Origin of the sequence: Erwinia sp. HDF1-3R, from assembly GCF_039621855.1 — a bacterium.
Taxonomy (GTDB): Bacteria; Pseudomonadota; Gammaproteobacteria; order Enterobacterales; family Enterobacteriaceae; genus Erwinia.
Genome location: NZ_CP155071.1, coordinates 3,331,664 through 3,353,779 on the forward strand (window position 1 = coordinate 3,331,664; position 22,116 = coordinate 3,353,779).

Here is a 22,116-nt window from a genome sequence, read left to right on the forward strand (position 1 = left end):
AAATTCACGGCGCTGTTTGGCTTTTTTTCCTGCCCACCGGGGAGGGAGACGCGTCGATCCACCAAATAATTTATAAGGTAATGTGATAGACGGCACAGGCTGGCCCTAAGGCAAATGCGCACTATTTAGCCAGTCCGGGCGATACCCGTGCTGCCCCGTCGCCTTTTCTTCATTCACAAGGCGGGATGTGATAAAAAGTAGCGCTCTTCGCAACAGGCGGATAAACAACAATGACCATCAGGGATGTCCGAAAGGCCAGCGCCAGCGCGGGTGCCACCCGGCAGGCGACGCGTACCGTATTTTTTATTGCAGGTATGGGCATGGCCGCCTGGGCACCGCTGGTGCCGTATGCCAAAGATCGCGCGCAGCTCACGGACGGCGCCCTGGGAACGCTTCTGCTGTTTTTGGGGCTGGGTTCGCTTATCGCGATGCCCCTGACCGGCATGCTGGTGGGCCGTTTTGGCTGCCGCAGCATCATCGCGCTGGGCAGCGCGTTTATATTGCTGGCGCTGCCGCTGCTGGCAACGCTGGACACCCCCCTGCTGCTCTCGCTGTCGCTAATGATTTTTGGCGCTGCTATCGGGCTGGTTGATGTGGCAATGAATATCCAGGCCGTTGAAGTGGAAAAAGCCTCCGGCCGCGCCATGATGTCCGGCTTTCACGGCTTTTTCAGCGTGGGGGGCATTGTGGGCGCCGGTAGCGTGAGCGCCGCCCTGGCGCTGGGGCTTTCGCCGGTTCAGGCCGTCGCACTGATTGCCGTCGTGCTTATCGCTCTCTTCGCCCTGTGCCAGCGTCACCTGCTCAGCCAGCGCCTTCATCAGCAGGGCGCGCCGCTGTTCGTGCTCCCCCAGGGCTGGGTGCTGTTTCTGGGGATACTTTGCTTTATTCTGTTTCTGACCGAAGGGTCGATTCTCGACTGGGGCGCGCTGTTTCTGACCCAGCTGCGCGGCCTGCCGCATTCTCATGCCGGCCTGGGCTACGCGCTGTTCTCGGTTGCCATGACGCTGGGCAGGCTAACGGGAGACCGTATCGTTCGTCTCTGCGGGCGTACGGCGACGCTGTGCTGTGGCACCCTGTGCGCGGCAGGCGGTTTGCTGCTGGCAGTATTCATCCCCAGTGCGACCATGACGCTCGTCGGTTTCGTGCTGGTGGGATTAGGCGCATCAAACGCCGTACCGATTATGTTCAGTGCCGCAGGAAATCAACGCGTCATGCCGGTTAACCTGGCGATTTCGTCAATGACAACTATTGGTTATGCGGGTATTCTGGCAGGTCCGGCGCTGATAGGGTTTATTTCGCAAGGATATGGTCTGGCAGCGGCTTTTAGTGTGATTGCCGTTCTGCTGCTCATCGTCGCCGCCAGCGCCCGGCTGATAACACGTTAACTGAGATCTCACGCTACGCTATGCTGCCATACAAATTTCCCCTAACTTCAGGTAACGTCACGCGCTTCTTCGTGGTGTTTATACTGGTCCTGCTGCTGGGCATCGGGTTTATGATCCATAGCGCGGTGAGCTGCTGGCTTACGGATAAACGCTATGCCATGACGGATATCGCCCACGCGATGCAAAAGCGCGTAGATACCTATCGCTTCGCCACCTGGCAGATTTATGAGAACCTGGCGGCCAGCGCGGCGGGAACACCGCCTAACAGCCTGCAGGAGACGCGGCTGCGCCCGGACGTCTACTATCTTGAAAAAACGCGGCGTAAAACCGAGGCGTTAATCTTTGGCTCGCACGACAGCAGCACGCTGGATATGACGCAGCGTATGTCTAACTATCTCGATACCCTGTGGGGCGCCGAAAACAGCACCTGGTCGATGTACTTTCTTAACGGTCAGGACAACAGCCTGATCCTTATCTCTACCCTGCCGCTTAAAGATATGGCAACGCGCTACAAAGAGAGCGCCATCAGCAATATTGTCGATGCGCGGCGCGCGGAGATGCTCCAGCAGGCTAATGCGCTGGATGAGCGGGAAAGTTTCTCCTCCCTGCGTCGTCTGGCCTGGCAGAACGATCACTACTTTACGGTGCGAACCACCTTCAACCAGCCGGGCCATCTGGCAACCGTGGTGGCCTTCGATCTGCCGATTAACGACCTGGTGCCGATGAATATGCCGCTGGAGAACTTCCAGCTTAAGCAGGATGCGGCGGGAAGCAGTGAAATTAGCGATGCCGGGGACGTGACGCAGAGTACCCGGATAACCCTGGCTAACCCCAATGTGGAAATCTCCGCCTCGCTCCCCAGTACGCCGCTGGAGTTAGTTTATCGGGTGCCCCTTACCGGCCTGCTGGTGGATACGCTGCACAACCTGATGTGGCCGCTGCTGGCCAGCTTTGCCATGCTGATTTTGTCGTTTATCGGCCTGTTTATGCTGCGTAAGCAGTCGCTGCGCCCGAGTGAGAATCAGAGCGCCGAACTGGACTCGCTGCGGGTGCTGAACGAGGAGATTGTCGGGAGCCTGCCGGTGGGGCTGCTGGTCTACGATTTTGCCAATAACCGCACCATCATCAGCAATAAAATTGCTGAGCATCTGCTGCCGCATCTGAACCTGCAAAAAATCATCAATATGTCCGACCAGCATCAGGGCGTGTTGCAGGCGACCGTCAACAATGAGGTCTATGAGATCCGCCATGCCCGCAGCCAGCTTTCACCCAATACCCAGCTGTTTATGATGCGCGATCAGGATCGCGAACTGCTGGTCAATAAAAAGCTGCAAAAAGCCCAGCAGGTACTGGATAAGAATCATCAGACCCGCCAGCAGCTACTGCAAAATCTCGGCCACGCGCTGAACCGCCCGCTGGCGGACGTCATTACGCGTTTACAGGTTACGGGTGAGGCACACGCCAGCGATGAGCTTAGCGATGCGCTGGAGTCGGCGCAGGCCCTGAGTCGGCTGGTGGATGATATCGTGCTGCTTAATCGTCTGGAAACGCTCGACTGGGCACCGGACGCGGGCGCCTTTAATCTGCAAAGCCTGCTCGATGAGCTGGTGTCAGAAGCCCTCCCCTCCCTGCGCCGTAAGGGGCTGGCGCTGGTAGTAGGTAATCGTCTGAATCTTGATGAGAATCGCTTTGGCGACCGTCGGGCGCTGTATAAAATCCTTTCAACCCTGCTACATTACGCCATCACCAGTACCACCTGGGGACGCATCAGTATTGAAGTGACCTCTCCGGCCGATCGCCCTGACCGCCTGTCGATTGAAATGGTCGATACCGGATCGGGTCTGACCGTGGATGAGATGGGCAATACCGACTTCCCTTTCCTCGGCGAAACTACGCAGGATCGCTTTGGTCAGGCATCCGGGCTGGCCTTCTTCCTTTGCAAGCAGCTCTGCAAGCAGCTGGGGGGACACCTGGAGATTGTTGCGCGTCCAGATATCGGCACGCGATACAGCATTCAGGTCCACGCGCCACAGGAGAATTTACAGGCGCAGGAGGAGAAGCTGCTGGAGGGCGTGACCGCGCTTATTGATATTACCGTGGACGATATCCGAAAAATTGTCGTCCATCAGTTAGAAAACTGGGGCGCCAGCTGCATCACGCCTGACGAACGTTTTTCCGGTCAGGATCATGATGTGCTGGTAACCGACGATCCGGCGCGCCTGACGCCGTGGTCGCTATTACTCACGGATGATGAAGCGGGCTACAGTGCACTGTCGAAAGACAAGTTCAGGGTGAACTTCAATATCAGCAGCGCGATGCAGGATGCGCTGCTTCAGCTTATTGAACTTCAGCTGGCCCAGGACGACACTGACCCCGACCAGAACGATCGGCAGGAGGATGTGCAGCTTTTTGCACCAGGATATTTCCAGCTCTTTGTTGATACAGTACCAGATGATGTCAAGAGATTGTATAATGAGGCAGCGGAAAGGAACTTGAGTTCACTTGCTCAGACTGCGCATCGCCTCAAGGGCGTGTTTGCCATGCTCAATTTAACACCGGGCAAGGAGCTTTGTGAAACGTTAGAACTGCACATTAAAGAGTGTGACGATTCAAACATTAAAAATACCACCAGTGAGATTGACCTTTACGTCAACCATCTGCTGCAGCAAGGTAACCAATAAAATGAACAACCTGAACGTAATTATTGCCGATGACCACCCAATTGTCCTGTTCGGTATTCGTAAATCACTCGAACAAATTGAATGGGTAAACGTAGTCGGCGAGTTCGAAGACTCCACGGCCCTGATCAATAATCTTTCCAAGCTTGATGCTAACGTGTTGATTACCGATCTGTCGATGCCAGGCGAGAAGTATGGCGACGGCATTACGCTTATCAAGTATATCAAGCGTCACTATCCGGACCTGTCGATTATCGTTCTTACCATGAACAATAACCCGGCGATCCTCAGTGCAGTGCTCGATCTGGATATCGAAGGCATTGTGCTGAAACAGGGTGCCCCCACCGATCTGCCTAAGGCGCTGGCCGCCCTGCAGAAAGGCAAAAAATATACGCCGGACAGCGTGGCAAAACTGCTGGAGAAAATCAGCGCGGGTGGCTACGGCGACAAGCGTCTCTCTCCAAAAGAGAGCGAAGTGTTACGCCTGTTTGCCGAGGGTTTCCTGGTGACTGAAATCGCCAAGAAGCTGAACCGCAGCATTAAGACCATCAGCAGCCAGAAGAAATCGGCGATGATGAAGCTCGGCGTCGAGAACGATATCGCGCTGCTGAACTATCTCTCCTCCGTCAGCACCATGCCGATTGAGAAAGACTGATAGCCCTTCGGCATAACGATAAAGGGTGGAGCTAAGCTCCACCCTTTTTTTTGCCTTCGTCAGCCTTCCCTGCTCTTTCTGACCCGCTCGGCGTAAAAGGCCAGCGTCTTTTGTAGCGTATCAAGGGTGACCGGCTTGGAGAGACAGTTATCCATCCCCGCCTCCATACAGCGCTGCTTCTCCTCCGCCAGGGCATTCGCCGTAACGCCCACGACCGGGAAGGTCAGCCCCAGCTGACGCAGGCGCTGCGTCAGACGGTAACCGTCCATGTTCGGCATATTCACATCGGTCAGTACGATATCTATCTCGTTGCGGCTCAGCACGTTCAGAGCATCGACGCCATCCTGCGCCGTTTTCACCCGGTACCCCAGCGATCCCAGCTGATCGGAGAGCAGCATCCGGTTAATGGGGTGATCGTCTACCACCAGAATCAGGATATCTTCGTTACCAATGCCCGACTCGTTAGCCTCCGGCAGGGAGGTTTGCGCATCCGGCAGCGCCACTTCGACGCGATAGATGCGCCCCAGCAGCACCGGCAGTTCATGAGGCGTGGTGGTGCCATAGACCCAGCGGCCAGCGGAAAGCTCCTGGGGACCATCGTTATGGCTGCCGTCAAAGCGGATGATGCCGCGCGCGCCGGTCTGGGTCTGGAAGTCGTAGTCCGTTACCACCACATCATCGCTGCCGCAGCTCCCCTCCTCCAGACGCTGAACGTCAAGCCCGTGCTCGCGCAGCAGCTTCTCTAAAAAGACCGCCAGCGCCTCGTTGCGAACTTCAAGCCAGCAGCGCTTGCCCAGCAGCCCCTCATTGTAGACAGGCGTCATCACCTGACTTTTATACAGCGGGATGCGTATCACAAACTGGCTACCCATGCCGGGTTCGGAATCGACTTCAATATCGCCGTCCATCATATTGATCAGCTTTTCGCAGATGGCCAGCCCCAGACCGGTTCCCTGGAAATGGCGCTGTACGCCGCTTCCCACCTGGAAAAACGGATCGAACAGGCGGGTGATCTCTTTCGCCGGGATCCCCACACCGGTGTCACGGACCCGGAATGCCAGATAGCCGTCTTTCACATAGGCGTGAAGCACAATGCCGCCGGTATGAGTGAATTTGATGGCGTTATTAAGCAGATTAGAGATGACCTGCTGCAGGCGGAGCGGGTCGCCATCCAGCGATACCGGCACGTCGCTGTCGATAAAGACCCATAGCGTCAGGCGCTTTTTGACCACCATCGCCAGGTAGTTAGAGGCGATATGGGTTATCACCTCACGGGGTGAGAATTCGCGCGGCTCAATGCGCAGCTGCTCGGACTCAATTTTCGAGAAGTCGAGAATATCGCTGATGATTTTCAGCAGCAGGCTGGAGGAGTTGTTCATCGCGGTCACCAGCGACTCTACCCCCTGCGGCAGGCTGCGGGTTTGCAGCAGGTCGAGGTTGCCGATAATGCCATAAAGCGGCGTGCGCAGCTCATGGCTGACGGTCGCCAGGAACATTGATTTCGACTGGCTGGCCTGCTCGGCCGCCTGCGCCATCTCCTGGAGCGACTCTTCCATCTTCACGCGCGCGCTGACGTCAACCAGCACGCATATCGCCACGTTTTCATTGCGATAGCGAGAGTGGACGAAGCTGATTTGCAGGTTGGTATTGCTGCCGGTCAGCACATCCACAAAATTGACCTGCTGGCCGCAGATTATTTCAATCAGCCGCTGGCGATCTTCCTGCGTCAGCATGCTCAAATAATTGTGGGCCAGCTCATTGCTGAGGATGTTAGTACCATCGCTGGTGCGCAGAATACAGATGCCAACCGGCGCGGAGGCGACGATTTTACGGTTGAACTGCTCGTGCTCTTCCAGACGGTGAGCGTTATCTTCGGCCGGCAGAAACATCCGGCGTTCAAACAGCCAGGCCAGGGTAAACAGGAGTATGGCCCCGATCACGTTCAGCAGGATGGCATTGATAATCAGAATTTTCAGCTTTTCGACCATCTCATTGGTCTGCACCGAATAGACCACGGTCAGCGAGGAAGGCGTCAGCTGCTTCTTCATCACCAGCTGTTTATAACCGTTGATATAGCCAAACCAGCTGCTGTCATCCGGTAAATCATCCAGAGAAATCCGGTGCGCGGAGGGTGAAGAGGACATCACGCGCTGGTTGCTCTGATCGAGGAGCGTGGCGCTGACCGGGAAACTACCCGGTGTCACAAAATCTTCGACGCGAATCGTTTGCTCAATGCCCAGCAGCGCAGCCATTTTATTGGCGACGTAAACGGGCGTAACCATATAGTAATAGCCCACGCCAGGCTGGCTGGACGGCGCTATCCAGAACAGGCTGCTTTTGCGCTCCTCATCATTGCCGTTGCGGTATTTCAGGATGCGCTCATGCAGGGTTTTCATCGCGCGATCGCGGTCGGCCGAGACATTCCCGACGCCAAAATCCGCCAGACATAAGCTTTCTCCGCCAATAAAGAAGACGCGGTTAAGCTCGTAAGCGGAGGAGAAATTCTCTTTCCAGTAGTGCAGGAAGTAGCTCAGGGACTCCAGCGAGCTGCGCCAGGTATTGCTCATACCGCTACAGTCAGAGTCAGAATAGAGCGGAAAGAACTGCGGTAGCGTGGTTTTGCCCGGAAACACCCCGTTGAGCACATCAAGGCCGTTGGCCGAGGCGTTTAGCCGATTCTCGGCGATAAATTTAAGCTCACGCGTGACGTCTGCCGAATGGCGGACATACCACTGCGCCTGCTCAACGTTAGCATTGAACTCCTGGCGAACCTGGGACTCTTTCTCGTGCAGGACGTTAATGATGTAAAAAGTGGTCAGCAACGCTCCCAGGGTCCAGAGCATAAGCGCCAGCGCCCGAAACAGATAGCGGGAGATCTTTAACGTGGTTCTGAACGAGACAAGATATTTCAAGCGAAACCTATAGTGGCGGCTGCAGCATGGTGTGAATTTTGATGCCGCTACAGTACCGTCAGAACAGGAAAAAAGCCAGATCGCGCCGGTTATAAGCGCCAGAAAATCGGCGGTTTTGCGCACAAATTGTCAGGCTGGTGCGCACAAAATAAAACGTCACGGACGGGTTCCGTCAAACAGCGACGTTCTCCTGCAGAATCTGGATATGCCCTTCACCCAATGCACGACCGGTTATGTAGAAATGCTGGCGAATAAATGCGGTTTATCGTTACCGCGGTTGCGCTGGCTGGTCGATTAAATTCTATTTCGTGACGGAAAGGTTTATACTCCCTCTCTGAATTAATTCTTATAACGTTAACGTCTCAATAATTTATCCTTAGCATTTCTTATCAATCCGCTACTGGGCCAGCTATACAATTTCACAACAGGGATTACCAGTAAAAGGGGAACGCATGGCTTATTTTATCAACAATAAAATAATCTTTAATCCAGAGGATAATTCTCTTTCGCTGATAAACAACCCGGAAAGTCGGGTGGCAATTTCTAACCCGGCACGTCGGGTTTTACAATTGTTGATCGACCATTCAGGTACAGTGGTTCTGCGTGAAACTTTTTTTAAAAAGGTGTGGGATGATTACGGCCTGAACGCCAGCAATAACAACCTGAACCACTGCGTGAGTAAGCTGAGAAAAGTGATGGTCACCTTAGGCTATCAGGATGAATTTATTGTTACCGTACCCAGAGTGGGCTTTATCATCCATAAAGGGACAATAATTATCTGCCAGCAGCAGCCTGTGGCACAAAATAATTCAGTCGAATTTTCTGCCGCCTTAAGTCCGACTATTAGCATAAATACAGATCTCCCCGACTCAGAAGGTCGCGCTGAAGATGCGACGCCTGTATCACCTGTAGCGGAGCGCCACGCAATAGATGATCATGCGACCCCGGCCCGACCTGCCGCTGACCATCACCCTGCTGAGCATCACGCCGCCAACTGCCCTGCCGCTGACCATCACCCTGCTGAGCATCACGATGCTGACCATCCTGTCGCTGACTATCACGTCTGCAATAGCGCCGCGGTGGGGGAAAAGCCCGCAGATAATCCTGACGAGATAAGGTTTACACCTGCGGAGCAGGCTGCTGAACTTTCGGCGATGCCGGGGGATAATGAGCGCAAACGCTTAATGCAGTCCGCATTCTACAGACCCAAAGGTGCCGGTAAGGATGCTTACAGAATATATTATTTAATCAACATCCTAATTTTTGCTCTGTTGCTGGTATGGGGCATGAGTCTGTGGGGAGGAAAAAACGATCCCAAAGCCGTGCTCAGGGTGGCAACACTCAATGGCTGTACCCTTTATAGCACCGCGCCACTCCTGCCCGGCCGTCGGGGTGATTTTATTGAGCGTGCTGCCGAATTTATTAAAAATAAAGAAATCGTTTGTCACCCCGGTAATGTTTTATTATTTCAGAGCGAGAGAATGACCTCAATGATAAACACCGGCTCGACGCGAGAATTTATGGCACAGTGTAATATAGATGCTCACCAGAAGATAACGCTTTGCCTGAGTTATTATTACAATGACAGGACCATAAATGTTCAGCCATAAGAAACGACCTTCTTCCAGGTTACTTATTATTTCAGCACTTTTGATAGTTAATCTTTCTGCAATAGCATGTGTGATTTACCTTAATAAAGCCCGTGGTATTCAGGAAGAATTCCCGATCAATATTTCCTGTAGAGGAAATATGATTGTCGAAGCCAGGTATGATGACCTGGAGGCAAAAATGGTCAGTTCGCTATCATTCAGGTTCCTGAATAACAATAAAATCCTTATTTCACTGAGCGGCGTGAGCTATTTACGCGATAAGAATAATAGCCTGATCAAAAGGGATACTATCCTCAGAAATGTTTACTATGACTATGTGCATGAGAGTAAAGACTCTGCGGTATACTCTCTCACCAGCAGCCGTATCAATAGTGATGCCGTCGACAATGTTGATGCCAGAACGGCAAAGCTGCTACTGCTAAACAGCTTTTTTATAACCGGTCATACCGATACCCTGCTGCTGAGAAAGTATGATGACAATACTATGCTGATAGAGACAACTCAGTCGCCGGTGGCCCTCTGTGTGTTCAGCCCCCTGCACTGACCTAGATGTAATTGAGGTAAAGACGAAATCCGCAGGCCTCCGCGTAGCGGGCCAGGGTGCTGAAACTGGCCTGCGCAGGGCGTTTTTCAAGCCGGTTAATAGCGGGCGGGGTGATGCCCAAACGTCTGGCAAGCTCGGTTTTACTTATCCCCGCTTCCTCGCGCAGCGAGATGAGTAATGCCAGGATCTGAGTTTCCCCGGCGCTATAGCGCTCTGCCCCCTCGTCCTGCGGCTCTTCCAGCGCACGCGCGCGCATTTTTTGCTTGCTGAGCATGTGTTTTCCCTTGCAGGTTCAGTAATAGTTGATTTTAACGATCACTGACGCATCAAATTGTCCCAGTTTAATCGCCTGACCGGGTATGGCGCTGACCGTGGCGGTGAACTGCTTAGTAATCTCATTTACATTATTGAGACTGGCGAAATCGTCATAGCGATTGAAGGTAATGGCTTCATTTTTATCGTTAAAAAGCATCAACTTAGTGCCATTTGCCAGGTTAATGGCTTTGCTGTCCCACAGCGGGCTGGCGGTGGAAAATTCAGCCTGGAGGGAAAAATTATCTATACACCCCTGCTTCACGGCCTTAATCGCAAAGGGCAGCGATACGCCGGCAGACCGGGAGAGCTGCGTGCTTTGCAGCATACCGAAGTCGACGATCTGTGACTCCGGATAAACCTTCAGATCCGAACCGCAGGCCAGAAAGCGGATCCCCTGAAGCCCGGAGAGATTGTATTTAAGGTTCTTCGCGCCGGGCATTTTATTGATCCCCCGGCTGCCATCAAGCTGGAAAACCGTAAACTGGTCTGCACCCTGATAGTATCCGCCAGACGGTGGATTACCGGTGACCTTGATATACAAACGAAAGGTAACGTTTACCGTGACGTTTTGCCCTTTGACGATCGGCGGGCTGTTGGTGCTGAGGCGCTGCTCGTTTTGCTCCAGATCCTGGCCGTTGTAGCTTACGCCCAGCAGCAGCCCCTGGCCGATAGACTCGGATTTCGGATTAAAATAGAAATGGACAATATCGGTAATGGAACCCAGCACGTTATCGCAGTACGCCGTCACGCTGATGTCATTTGACTCCCAGATTTTCGTCCCGGGCGGCACGTTAGCCGGAATAGCCAGTTTTCCAACCGGAATAGCGGGTTTGTTGACAATGCCGGTGCCTTTTTCTACGCAGTCCAGCGCCAGTGCCTGATATGACACCAGCAGAAGCCCCAAAAGCAGGGCCAGCTGGTGCGCTACGCGTTTAACAATCTCTGACATGTGCATCCCACCCCTCCTGAGTAATCAAATTGTGCAGATGAAGATCCATCATTTCTGCGAGTCCTGAGTTTTCGTTATCCGCTGGCAGAGAGTGGTGTCGCAGTGATACGGGTTAACCTGTAGGCCACCGTAGTCATCCATATAACCAATGCTGTACTGGTGACTGACATAGCCGCTGCCCGTTAATGTTTTCGTGGTGAAGGGTGCCAGCATCAGGCTGTCAAAGCCCGGCACGTTGCCCTTGTTGTCTTTGCCGAGGTAGCCCAGCGTAATATAAAACGGCGTGGGGTTGACCAGCTTCAGCCCGTTATCCACGCGGCTTACCTGCAACTGATCCTGCCAGTGGTCACGAACCTGCTTTAGCAGTTGAGTGGGCCGATAAAACAGCTTTACCCGGCTCTGGATGGCCACCTGCATAACATTGGCTAAGCCGCTTTTGGGCGGGACTTCACGCACGTTAAAGTAAAACAGCGACTCGCGGTCGGTGGGCAGTGCAGCGGTGGCCGGTAGCTGTAGGACGCGAATCTGGCTCTTCTGCCCGGCATCGATCCGCTGCATCGGCGGCAGTGCCACCAGCGGTGAAGTGATTTTTTCTCCCTGCGCATTTTCCAGCCAGACCTGGGCCAGATAGGGCAGCTCTTTACTCTGGTTTTCCACCATGACGCTGATTGATTTATCACTGGCATTGTAGATAATTCGCGTGCGGTCCAGATTCAGTGCCCCCATAGCGGGGGCAGCGAGGCTGGCGGCTAACAGGCAAAAGGCACTACAGAGTGTTCGATTATATTTCACGCTTCTTCCTTAACTGATTTTGCGTTATTGCGTTTTTACACAGGGCAGCAGGATCTGCGCCCCAGGTTCTGGCTGCTGCGTGGGAACCTGGATCCTGCACTGCTGCCCGTCTCCCCACTGAACCGTCAGGGACTTTTCACCCGATATACCGGAAAGCCAGGCCAGTCCGCCGTCGCCAACCAGGCCCGCTTCCAGGCCGGAGCTGTTATCCATTACCGTTGCGCCCAACGGTGGATAACTGCCGTCAGCCCGACGGATCACCGCCAGCATGCGCTCCCCTTTGACTGCCCGAACCTGGCGCAGCCCGATCGCCCCTTCCGTCAGCGTCTTACTCACCACCGTGTTATAAACCTCCACGTCATCCGGCAGATGGTTGATGTCGATGCGGATATCAGAGGTCTGGTAGCTGGAGAAGCCATTGACCACGGCGATGCCGTAACGGTTAGTGACCGATGCGCCGTTGCTGACGGGGATCCCCGGCACACCCGCTGCGATCATCATTCGGGGTTCGCTTCCGGCGCTGCTCTGATGCAGGGCGGCCCCGGCGGCGGTCGCCGTGATCGATCCGTACCAGTTAGCATTGAGCGAGCGATAGTCATCGTCTTTCACACTGCCGTTCAGACCCAGCTGGCCCCAGGGCGACATATGCTGATAGTTGGCGCGGAAAACGCCTCTGCCCTGTTGCAGATCGGGACTACTGCCACCGACGCCGACGCGCCAGCTGTTATTGGGATCCTGGCTGTTGTACCAGGAGGCCGTTTGCGAGAAACCATTTCGCCGATCCTGCTGCGCGTCGTAGCTCACCTGCTGCCCGGAAGAGATGGGCAGGCTGAGTGAGAGAAACATCTGGTTCTCATCCGTTGTTTGATAGCGCAGCTTGCTGGCTGACAGGGTGGCTGATACGCCTCTCAGGGACCCGATATCGAAAATTTTGCTCACCGACAGGCTGTAGTTATTACCTGAACTGGCGTTCCAGTAGACGTTATGCGTAGCCGAGAGAAAAAGCGTGATCGCGGGCCAGGGCAGATACTGGTTGGCGCTGAGGGTATAGGTCTGCTTATCATCTCTGGAATAGCCGCTGCCGTTCACCTTGTTGAGATACTGCCCGAGTGACATAAAGGTTCGGTCTGCATAACGGTAGCCAGCAAAGGTGACCTGGCTACCGGTACTCTCGAAGCGTTTGGAGTAGTTCACGCGATAGCTCATGCCGGTCTCTTTGCCGGCCTGGGGCAGCACGGCCGATGAGCGAGTGGCATCCACCGAGACGGCACCAAAATCCTCCAGATTCTGACCTATCCCCATTGCCAGCGCCTGATAGCTGCCTGTGGTAGCGATAAGGCCGCCATAAAGCGACAGATTATTTAATGCTCCCCATGACATTTCGCCACTGAAAAAACCAGGCTGTATCACGTGATTACTGCTGCCGCTGGCAGGTTTACCCATGGCGCTTTTAAAGCGTACCTGGCCTTTACGGGTGAGGAATGGCAGGCTGGCGGTCGTGACCTGATAGCGCGTGACGCTGCCGTCCTCCTCGGTAATTTCCACGTCCAGCGCGCCCTGCACTGCTTCGGTAAGATCCTGAATGACAAAGGGGCCAGGCGACACGTTGGTTTGGTATATGATGCGGCCATTCTGGCTGATGCTAACCTTCGCGTTAGTTTTGGCAATGCCCGTGACCTGGGGCGCATAGCCGCGCAGTGCGGGCGGCAGCATGCGCGTATCGCTGTTAAGCGTGACGCCGACAAAGCGAAATGATTCAAAAATATCAGAACTGAAGTTAGTCTGACCGGCGGTCAGCCTGGCCCCCAGCGCCGGAAGCGCGCGATAAAGGTAAGTCTGGTTCCAGCTCAGTTTGCCGCGTGATGCCGCATCGGACGGACGCGACGCCTGGTACTGATAGTCCGCGCGTGCGCGCCAGGGACCGAGGTTGAATCCCGCCGTGCCATAGCTACTGATGCTGGATGAGCTGGTGCCGCGGTGCGGCTGGTAGGTGCTGGCGAAAAGGTTATAGTCGAGTAGTGCGCCATTCACCCCTTCATCCCACTGTGACGGTGGCACCCAGTTTTCATCATGAAAGGTGAGCCAGGCCTGCGGCATAATTATATTGAGGGTTTGCTTCTCACGATCGTAGCGCGTAGTGACCTCTTTTTGCTGATCCAGCGAGGAGCACTGCCCCTGATGCCAGAGGGTCAGGCGCGCAGCGGCCTCTGGGGTCAGGTCAAAACGTTGAACCAGATCGGGCGGCAAACAGACCCGACTGTTTTTCTCTTCCCCCTCAGGGATAAAGTTAACCAGCAGGCGATCGCTGACCGTCCGACCGTTCAGTAATACGTCTACCAGGTATTCCCCTGGTGCAATATAGTTAGCTATCTGAAAGCGCGATAAATCTATATTCTTTCGATCGCTGGAATCCACAAAATTAAGGTTAAATTCTACAGCTCTGGCGGAAAAGGTCGCCAGGCATCCGGTAAGATAAATAACAAGCCCTGCCAGTATTCTGGCTATTGTTGATGTTCGTCCTGGTGCAAACAACATAATAAAGTCGCTTCTTATAATTCTCTGAAAACCCGGTGTGGCGCATGGATAAAACGGTGAAATAAAGGGGAGTTCCCTCCCCTTAAAAAAAGCTATTTATAGTTCAGGGCGTAGGTCGCCTGCGATACGAGGGTACCTGTAGACACGGGCTGGCTATTGGCTTCCACCCGCGCAGCAAACTTAAGCTCGTTGTTGCCGTTGGCCAGTGGAATATCAGCTGAGGTATCACCGACCTTGAGCAGAGAACCATTGGCATCGATCAGGCGGATACCCGCACCCTGTGCGCTACCGGTGTTTGCCAGCAGGTCAGTCTTGCTGCCGTCCGGCGTACCGGTAAAGGTGACCGCCACCTTAGACATAGCGGGATATTGTACGTTACCCGCCGTCTGCGCACTCAGGCTGCAATCCTGCAGGTGAATAACGTAGTTAACGTTTTGCGAATATTTATTGCCGGTTTCCAGCACCTTATTAGCAATCTGCCCCATATCAACGTTGATATCTTCATCCCCGGCGGCAATGGAACAGGGCGCATTAATTACCGTGCCGGTAAAATGAATACGACCTGAACCCTGGTCAGTACCGGTCGGTGCTTTGACCGCTGTATCATCGGCAAAAGATGAAGCGGACATGGCAGCGGATAGCACAATAATGGCGGTTTTGATCCTGACGTTGAACATAATTAATCCTTGAGTTAATGACGGTAGCCTTGAGCGATATTATTCGCTGTACCGAAGAGAGAACCCCTCTCTTGCCAGATCAATATACTGATATTTGCTTTTTAACGGAATAATAACTTGAGGAATTCAAATATTAAGATTTATATTCTGTTATATACTTTAAATTAACCATTCCCAGCGGAAAATTAACTCCTGCGTTAAATGAATTAACATTAAATTGCTTTAATCCAGCGCCCCCTGCGTCACCTGGCGCTGAAATTAAGCTTTATTTCACAAAATATTTACATCTTCAGGCATTATCCTGCGTATTTCCGTCACGGGTAAAAGGGCCTCTTCCTTTATTACGGTGGCTGGGAACGTTAACGCGATCAATTTCTCAGGCGAGCACCCGAATCAATATGACGTTGCAGCAATGAAGGGAGGTTTTAATAGTACAAAAAAAAGCCGGTTCAACTGAACCGGCTTTTCCGTATGACGCCTTAACAAAGCGGTGAGGCGTTATTCCTCGTCGTCACCTTCTGGTGCTTCATCTTCGCTGTCGACTTCCGGGGCAATATCATCATCCCCTTCCGCCACGCTGCCGTCGATGGCATCCAGCTCTTCTTCGGCAACCGGCTCCGCTACGCGCTGCAAGCCAACCACGTTTTCATCTTCTGCGGTGCGGATCAGGATAACACCCTGGGTGTTACGCCCTACCACGCTCACTTCAGAAACGCGCGTACGCACCAGCGTACCGGCATCGGTAATCATCATGATCTGATCGCTATCGACAACCTGTACCGCGCCAATCACCGGTCCGTTACGCTCGGTAACCTTGATGGAGATAACCCCCTGCGTCGCACGGGACTTGGTCGGATATTCGCTGTTGGCGGTACGTTTACCGTAGCCGTTCTGCGTTACCGTCATGATGGCGCCATCGTCACGCGGCACAATCAGTGATACCACGCGATCGCCTTCCGACAGTTTAATCCCGCGCACGCCCGAAGCCGTACGACCCATCGCCCGCACCGCGTTCTCCGCAAAGCGCACGACTTTACCGGCGGCGGAGAAGAGCATGGCTTCATCGCTACCGTTGGTCAGCGCCACGCCAATCAGCTCATCGTCGTCACGCAGATTGACCGCAATAATACCGGCGCTGCGTGGGCGGCTGAATTCCGTAAGCGCCGTTTTCTTCACGGTACCGCTGGCGGTGGCCATAAAGATATTCCAGCCTTCAGCATACTCGCGCACCGGCAGAATGGCGGTGATACGCTCGTTCGCTTCCAGCGGCAGCAGGTTGACGATTGGACGTCCACGCGCGCCACGGCTGGCTTCCGGCAGCTGATAGACCTTCATCCAGTAGAGACGGCCCCGGCTGGAGAAGCAGAGAATCGTGTCGTGGGTGTTAGCCACCAGCAGGCGGTCGATAAAGTCTTCTTCTTTAATACGTGCGGCCGATTTGCCCTTGCCACCGCGACGCTGCGCTTCATAGTCGGTCAGCGGCTGATACTTCACATAGCCCTGGTGAGACAGGGTGACCACCACGTCTTCCTGGTTGATCAGGTCTTCAATATTGATATCGGCGCTGTTTTCGGTGATTTCAGTGCGGCGCTTGTCACCGAACTGATCGCGGATCAGCTCCAGCTCTTCGCGGATCACTTCCATCAGGCGCTCTGAGCTTTCCAGAATACGCAGCAGTTCGGCGATCTGCATCAGCAGCTCTTTGTACTCGTCCAGCAGCTTCTCATGCTCAAGGCCGGTCAGCTTCTGCAGACGCAGATCCAGAATTGCCTGTGCCTGCTGCTCGGTCAGGTAGTACTGGCCGTCACGGATACCGAACTCATCTTCCAGCCACTCGGGACGGGCAGCGTCATCGCCAGCCCGCTCCAGCATTGCCGAGACGTTCCCCAGATCCCACGGACGCGCCACCAGGCCCGCTTTCGCTTCTGCCGGTGAAGAAGCGTGACGGATTAGCTCAATGATCGGATCGATATTCGCCAGAGCAATGGCCAGCGCTTCAAGAATGTGCGCACGGTCGCGGGCTTTACGCAGCTCAAAAATAGTGCGGCGCGTCACCACTTCACGGCGGTGGCGAACGAAGGCTTCCAGAATGTCCTTCAGCGGCATAATCTTTGGCTGGCCCTGATGCAGCGCCACCATATTAATACCGAAGGAGGTCTGTAGCTGGGTCAGCGAGTAGAGGTTATTCAGTACCACTTCGCCCACGGCGTCACGCTTCACCTCAATGACGATACGCATACCGTCTTTGTCTGATTCGTCGCGCAGGGCGCTGATGCCTTCCAGACGCTTCTCTTTCACCAGTTCTGCGATCTTCTCGATCAGGCGAGCTTTGTTCACCTGATAAGGAATTTCGTGAATGATGATGGTCTCGCGGTTGGTTTTCGCATCCACTTCCACTTCGCCACGGGCGCGGATGTAAATTTTGCCGCGTCCGGTACGATAGGCTTCTTCAATGCCGCGGCGGCCATTGATAATGGCGGCGGTAGGGAAGTCCGGCCCGGGAATATGCGCCATCAGCCCTTCAATGCTGATGTTTTCATCATCAATATAGGCCAGACAGCCGTTGATCACTTCGGTCAGGTTGTGCGGCGGAATGTTAGTTGCCATCCCCACCGCGATACCGGACGAGCCGTTAATCAGCAGGTTAGGGATTTTGGTCGGCATAACGGCCGGGATCTGCTCGGTGCCGTCATAGTTTGGCACGAAGTCGACGGTCTCTTTTTCCAGATCCGACAGCAGCTCATGAGCAATTTTGGACATGCGCACTTCGGTATAACGCATTGCAGCGGCGGAGTCGCCATCTACGGAACCAAAGTTACCCTGTCCGTCGACCAGCATATAGCGAAGTGAAAACGGCTGCGCCATACGCACAATGGTGTCGTAAACGGCGCTGTCACCGTGAGGGTGATATTTACCAATAACGTCGCCGACGACACGGGCGGATTTTTTATAGGCTTTATTCCAGTCATTACCCAGCACGTTCATGGCGTAGAGCACACGACGGTGTACTGGTTTCAGGCCATCGCGAACGTCTGGCAAGGCACGGCCAACGATGACCGACATGGCATAATCAAGGTAAGAGTTCTTTAATTCTTCCTCAATATTAACCGGTGTGATTTCTCTGGCTAGATCGCTCATGGAGCCGCTATCCCTCTACGTTATACCCGGATTCTAAGGTGCGAAAGTATATCACCTTTAGCCCTGGTGGTGAACGGAAAGCGTCGATTTGAGCGCTTTAACGCCCTCCATTCCTGATTCTCCGTTAAATGAGCTGCTGGCGACTTCGGCGGCCACGGCAGGCAGGGCCATGGCGTGATGCGTTGGATATTTCATCTGCCGGGTAAACGGACCGGGTGGGCGCAGGCAACTCCGCTGCAACTTGCGGGATGAAGGGTATATACTTGCGGCAAACATTGAAGGGAGTGACCAGGTAATGAAGGCAGAACAGAACGCCGCCACGGCGAATGTGGACCAGAAAGAAATTGCCAAATTCGAGGCGGTAGCGTCGCGCTGGTGGGACCTGGAGGGAGAATTCAAACCTCTGCACCGCATCAACCCGCTGCGCCTCGGCTATATTGCTCAGCACAGCGACGGCCTGTTCGGTAAGAAGGTACTGGACGTGGGCTGCGGCGGCGGCATCCTGGCAGAAAGCATGGCGCGCGAGGGTGCGGAGGTGACCGGCCTGGATATGGGCGCGGAACCGCTGGCGATCGCCCGTCTGCATGCGCTGGAGAGCGGCGTTAAGGTGGATTACGTTCAGCAGACCGTGGAAGAGCACGCTGACCAGTTCGCCGGGCAGTATGACGTGGTGACCTGTATGGAGATGCTGGAGCATGTACCCGACCCGCGCTCGGTGGTTCACGCCTGCGCGAAGCTGGTCAAACCCGGCGGCGAAGTTTTTTTCTCTACGCTAAACCGTAACAGCAAGTCCTGGCTGATGGCGATTGTGGGTGCCGAGTACGTTCTGCGTATGGTGCCGCGCGGCACTCATGATATTAAGAAGTTTATTCGCCCGGCCGAACTGTTGAACTGGGTCGATGAAACGCCGCTGCGCGAGCGTCATATCATTGGGCTGCACTATAATCCGCTGACCAACAGCTTTAAGCTCGCTCCCGGCGTTGACGTTAACTATATGGTGCATACGCACTGCCTCGCAGGTTAATACGTCCTGCGCTCAGCTCCGCTATGCTCTGCGACCGGCAACTGGCAACTGGCAACTGGCAACTGGCAACTGGCAACTGGCAACTGGCAACTGGCGGCATTTATAATGCCGCCGTTCACCCGAGGCAATAGCATTGTTTGCCAAAACGGACCGGCTAAAAATCTGTTTTTTTACCGCCAGGGCCGCGACGAACAAAAATCAGACTGGCGCGAGCGAGCGGTTTTCACTCAAAGTTACCCCTGCCATTTCTCAACTGAACAGGAAACCCGCTTCCGATCATAGAACAAAAAAAAAGATCAACCTGTTGACATGGCGGCACGCCTTGATAAACGAGGACTTAGGAAAAATACCCCCCTCTGAACAGTAAAATGGCGGTAAAATCAAGCCTTGTTAAGCGCGGATAAATATCTAAAATACTCACCATATTGATACAAATACTTCCCCGACCCCCTATATATAGTGTTTATCCACAGAGTTACTCACATCTGAAGATGCTGTGTATAACCGGGGGATACTTTCGACTTACGGACAGGATAACTACGCGACATGAATCAGAGTCTGCTTGTCACCAAACGCGACGGCCGCAAAGAACGCATCAATCTTGATAAAATCCACCGCGTGCTTGACTGGGCTGCCGAAGGGTTGCAAAACGTCTCCGTTTCGCAGGTTGAACTGCGCTGCCACATCCAGTTTTATGAAGGGATCAGGACCTCTGATATTCATGAGACGATTATCAAGTCTGCGGCGGATCTGATCTCCCGCGATGCGCCCGACTATCAGTATATGGCCGCGCGCCTGGCGATTTTCCACCTGCGTAAGAAAGCGTACGGCCAGTTTGAGCCGCCAACGCTTTATGACCAGGTGAAGCGCATGGTCGATCTCGGCAAGTATGACCGCCACCTGCTGGAAGACTACAGTCAGGAAGAGTTCGAGCAGATGGACGGTTTTATCGACCACTGGCGCGATATGAATTTCTCCTATGCCGCGGTGAAGCAGCTGGAAGGCAAATATCTGGTGCAGAACCGCGTCAGCGGTGACATCTACGAAAGCGCGCAGTTCCTTTATATCCTGGTCGCCGCCTGCCTGTTCTCCGGCTACCCGCGCGAGACGCGCCTGGACTACGTTAAGCGCTTCTACGACGCTATCTCGACCTTTAAAATTTCACTGCCTACGCCGATTATGTCCGGCGTGCGTACGCCGACCCGTCAGTTCAGCTCCTGCGTACTGATCGAATGCGGCGACAGCCTGGATTCCATCAATGCCACCTCCAGTGCGATTGTGAAATATGTCTCTCAGCGTGCCGGTATCGGCATCAACGCCGGCCGTATTCGCGCCCTGGGCAGCCCGATCCGCGGGGGAGAAGCCTTCCATACCGGCTGCATTCCTTTCTATAAGCACTTCCAGACCGCCGTTAAGTCCTGCTCGCAGGGCGGCGTTCGCGGCGGCGCGGCCACCCTCTTCTATCCTATGTGGCATCTGGAAGTGGAAAGCCTGCTGGTGCTGAAAAACAACCGTGGCGTCGAGGGTAACCGCGTACGTCATATGGACTACGGCGTACAGATCAATAAGCTGATGTACCAGCGCCTGCTGAAGGGCGAGGATATCACCCTGTTCAGCCCGTCCGACGTACCTGGCCTGTACGACGCCTTTTTCGCCAATCAGGACGAATTCGAGCGGCTGTATACCAAATATGAGCAGGACGACAGCATTCGTAAGCAGAAGATTAAGGCCGTCGAGCTGTTTTCGCTGATGATGCAGGAGCGTGCCTCAACGGGCCGTATCTATATTCAGAACGTTGACCACTGCAATACCCACAGCCCGTTCGATCCCAGCATTGCGCCGGTACGTCAGTCTAATCTCTGCCTTGAGATCGCCCTGCCGACCAAGCCGATGATGGACGTTAATGACGAAGATGGCGAAATCGCCCTCTGTACGCTCTCTGCCTTTAACCTGGGCGCGATTGAGAGCCTGGACGATTTGGAAGAGCTGGCCACGCTGGCGGTGCGCGCGCTGGATGCCCTGCTGGACTATCAGGACTATCCGATCCCGGCGGCAAAACGGGGCGCGATGGGCCGCCGCACGCTGGGTATTGGCGTCATCAACTACGCTTACTATCTGGCGAAGCACGGCGTACGCTACTCCGACGGCAGCGCCAACAACCTGACGCACAGGACTTTTGAAGCCATTCAGTACTACCTGCTGAAGGCGTCAAACAATCTGGCGAAAGAGCAAGGCGCCTGCCCGTGGTTTAATGAAACCACCTACTCTCAGGGCATTCTGCCGATTGATACCTACAAAAAAGATCTGGATGCGATCGGTAACGAGCCGCTGCACCTGGACTGGGAAAGCCTGCGCGAAGAGATCAAAACCCACGGTCTGCGTAACTCCACGCTCTCTGCCCTGATGCCGTCTGAAACCTCATCGCAGATTTCTAACGCCACCAACGGTATTGAGCCGCCGCGCGGACATATCAGCATTAAAGCGTCCAAAGATGGCATTTTGCGTCAGGTGGTGCCGGAGTATGAGCGCCTGAAAGACAGCTACGAGCTGCTGTGGGATATGCCGAACAACGACGGTTATTTGCAGCTGGTCGGCCTGATGCAGAAGTTTATCGACCAGGCAATTTCGTCCAACACCAACTACGACCCTACGCGCTTTGCTAATGGTCGCGTACCGATGAAGCAGCTGCTGAAAGATCTGCTGACCGCCTACAAATTTGGTGTGAAGACGCTTTACTATCAAAACACCCGCGACGGTGCGGAAGATGCGCAGGACGATCTGGCCCCTTCCATTCAGGATGACGGCTGCGAGAGCGGTGCCTGCAAGATTTAATCGTTAACCCTGGGACAGGGCAGCCTGTCCCCCCTCTTCTCTTCTCACGGACTGGTTTTATCGGCCCGCG

At 54.3% G+C, this 22,116-nt stretch carries 16 protein-coding genes; 8 read left to right on the plus strand and 8 right to left on the minus strand.

Translation table 11 applies throughout. From position 1 onward, the window contains the following. Positions 1–230: 230 nt before the first annotated feature. The 3 genes from AAGR22_RS15140 to rcsB are packed head-to-tail and all read left to right on the plus strand — an operon-like array spanning position 231 to position 4,718. Positions 231–1,385, plus strand: a complete 1,155-nt coding sequence (locus AAGR22_RS15140) for an MFS transporter (protein WP_345828304.1) — start codon at positions 231–233, stop codon at positions 1,383–1,385. 20 nt (positions 1,386–1,405) lie between these two features. Continuing rightward, the gene (rcsD, locus tag AAGR22_RS15145; RefSeq protein ID WP_345828306.1) at positions 1,406–4,066 is read left to right on the plus strand and encodes a phosphotransferase RcsD; all 2,661 of its coding nucleotides are present in this window, start codon (positions 1,406–1,408) and stop codon (positions 4,064–4,066) included. A 1-nt stretch (position 4,067) separates the two neighbouring features. Beyond that, positions 4,068–4,718: a response regulator transcription factor RcsB gene (rcsB, locus tag AAGR22_RS15150; RefSeq protein ID WP_067705624.1), complete on the plus strand. Its 651-nt coding sequence runs from the start codon at positions 4,068–4,070 to the stop codon at positions 4,716–4,718. A 59-nt stretch (positions 4,719–4,777) separates the two neighbouring features. Here rcsB and rcsC read toward each other — a convergent pair whose 3' ends face one another. Beyond that, the gene (gene rcsC, locus AAGR22_RS15155; RefSeq protein WP_067705891.1) at positions 4,778–7,630 is read right to left on the minus strand and encodes a two-component system sensor histidine kinase RcsC; all 2,853 of its coding nucleotides are present in this window, start codon (positions 7,628–7,630) and stop codon (positions 4,778–4,780) included. A gap of 31 nt (positions 7,631–7,661) precedes the next feature. Here rcsC and AAGR22_RS15160 point away from each other — a divergent pair, with 31 nt between their 5' ends. From AAGR22_RS15160 to AAGR22_RS15170, 3 genes are all read left to right on the plus strand, one after another. Beyond that, positions 7,662–7,928 carry a hypothetical protein gene (locus tag AAGR22_RS15160; protein ID WP_345828309.1) on the plus strand — a complete coding sequence of 89 codons (267 nt, stop codon included), beginning with the start codon at positions 7,662–7,664 and terminating at the stop codon, positions 7,926–7,928. A gap of 154 nt (positions 7,929–8,082) precedes the next feature. Beyond that, complete coding sequence (locus AAGR22_RS15165) at positions 8,083–9,240, plus strand: winged helix-turn-helix domain-containing protein (RefSeq protein WP_345828311.1); 1,158 nt, start codon at positions 8,083–8,085, stop codon at positions 9,238–9,240. A gap of 178 nt (positions 9,241–9,418) precedes the next feature. After that, the gene (locus AAGR22_RS15170) at positions 9,419–9,784 is read left to right on the plus strand and encodes a FidL-like protein (protein ID WP_231877611.1); all 366 of its coding nucleotides are present in this window, start codon (positions 9,419–9,421) and stop codon (positions 9,782–9,784) included. 1 nt (position 9,785) lies between these two features. Here the strand turns inward: AAGR22_RS15170 and AAGR22_RS15175 are convergent, their stop codons facing one another. The 7 genes from AAGR22_RS15175 to AAGR22_RS15205 form a co-directional block, all read right to left on the minus strand. Further along, complete coding sequence (locus AAGR22_RS15175; protein WP_067705629.1) at positions 9,786–10,058, minus strand: helix-turn-helix transcriptional regulator; 273 nt, start codon at positions 10,056–10,058, stop codon at positions 9,786–9,788. An 18-nt stretch (positions 10,059–10,076) separates the two neighbouring features. Further along, on the minus strand, positions 10,077–11,048 hold the full coding sequence (locus tag AAGR22_RS15180) for a fimbrial protein (protein ID WP_067705893.1): 972 nt from the start codon (positions 11,046–11,048) through the stop codon (positions 10,077–10,079). Positions 11,049–11,096: 48 nt separating this feature from the next. Continuing rightward, on the minus strand, positions 11,097–11,840 hold the full coding sequence (locus AAGR22_RS15185; protein ID WP_345828316.1) for a molecular chaperone: 744 nt from the start codon (positions 11,838–11,840) through the stop codon (positions 11,097–11,099). Positions 11,841–11,864: 24 nt separating this feature from the next. Then, positions 11,865–14,375, minus strand: a complete 2,511-nt coding sequence (locus AAGR22_RS15190; protein WP_345828317.1) for a fimbria/pilus outer membrane usher protein — start codon at positions 14,373–14,375, stop codon at positions 11,865–11,867. A 92-nt stretch (positions 14,376–14,467) separates the two neighbouring features. Beyond that, positions 14,468–15,004 carry a fimbrial protein gene (locus tag AAGR22_RS15195; RefSeq protein WP_231877617.1) on the minus strand — a complete coding sequence of 179 codons (537 nt, stop codon included), beginning with the start codon at positions 15,002–15,004 and terminating at the stop codon, positions 14,468–14,470. Between the two features lie 546 nt (positions 15,005–15,550). Beyond that, a complete protein-coding gene (gene gyrA / locus AAGR22_RS15200; protein ID WP_067705635.1) occupies positions 15,551–18,190 on the minus strand; it encodes a DNA topoisomerase (ATP-hydrolyzing) subunit A in 2,640 nt (879 codons plus the stop codon). 57 nt (positions 18,191–18,247) lie between these two features. Continuing rightward, a complete protein-coding gene (locus AAGR22_RS15205) occupies positions 18,248–18,385 on the minus strand; it encodes a hypothetical protein (protein WP_156484986.1) in 138 nt (45 codons plus the stop codon). Between the two features lie 100 nt (positions 18,386–18,485). On the opposite strand from AAGR22_RS15205, the gene ubiG reads away from it, so the two are divergent. Together ubiG and nrdA are read left to right on the plus strand one after the other, a co-directional pair. Next, the gene (gene ubiG, locus AAGR22_RS15210) at positions 18,486–19,214 is read left to right on the plus strand and encodes a bifunctional 2-polyprenyl-6-hydroxyphenol methylase/3-demethylubiquinol 3-O-methyltransferase UbiG (RefSeq protein ID WP_345828318.1); all 729 of its coding nucleotides are present in this window, start codon (positions 18,486–18,488) and stop codon (positions 19,212–19,214) included. 546 nt (positions 19,215–19,760) lie between these two features. Next, positions 19,761–22,046, plus strand: a complete 2,286-nt coding sequence (gene nrdA, locus AAGR22_RS15215) for a class 1a ribonucleoside-diphosphate reductase subunit alpha (protein ID WP_345828319.1) — start codon at positions 19,761–19,763, stop codon at positions 22,044–22,046. Positions 22,047–22,116 lie beyond the last annotated feature (70 nt).

Coding starts and splice junctions, on each gene's coding strand:
- AAGR22_RS15180 (WP_067705893.1), bottom strand. CDS start 11,048: ATGTCAGAGATTGTTAAACGCGTAGCGCACCAGCTGGCCCTGCTTTTG.
- gyrA (WP_067705635.1), bottom strand. CDS start 18,190: ATGAGCGATCTAGCCAGAGAAATCACACCGGTTAATATTGAGGAAGAA.
- AAGR22_RS15170 (WP_231877611.1), top strand. CDS start 9,419: ATGGTCAGTTCGCTATCATTCAGGTTCCTGAATAACAATAAAATCCTT.
- rcsB (WP_067705624.1), top strand. CDS start 4,068: ATGAACAACCTGAACGTAATTATTGCCGATGACCACCCAATTGTCCTG.
- rcsD (WP_345828306.1), top strand. CDS start 1,406: ATGCTGCCATACAAATTTCCCCTAACTTCAGGTAACGTCACGCGCTTC.
- AAGR22_RS15195 (WP_231877617.1), bottom strand. CDS start 15,004: ATGTCCGCTTCATCTTTTGCCGATGATACAGCGGTCAAAGCACCGACC.
- AAGR22_RS15190 (WP_345828317.1), bottom strand. CDS start 14,375: ATGTTGTTTGCACCAGGACGAACATCAACAATAGCCAGAATACTGGCA.
- AAGR22_RS15140 (WP_345828304.1), top strand. CDS start 231: ATGACCATCAGGGATGTCCGAAAGGCCAGCGCCAGCGCGGGTGCCACC.
- ubiG (WP_345828318.1), top strand. CDS start 18,486: ATGAAGGCAGAACAGAACGCCGCCACGGCGAATGTGGACCAGAAAGAA.
- AAGR22_RS15205 (WP_156484986.1), bottom strand. CDS start 18,385: ATGAAATATCCAACGCATCACGCCATGGCCCTGCCTGCCGTGGCCGCC.
- nrdA (WP_345828319.1), top strand. CDS start 19,761: ATGAATCAGAGTCTGCTTGTCACCAAACGCGACGGCCGCAAAGAACGC.
- AAGR22_RS15175 (WP_067705629.1), bottom strand. CDS start 10,058: ATGCTCAGCAAGCAAAAAATGCGCGCGCGTGCGCTGGAAGAGCCGCAG.
- AAGR22_RS15165 (WP_345828311.1), top strand. CDS start 8,083: ATGGCTTATTTTATCAACAATAAAATAATCTTTAATCCAGAGGATAAT.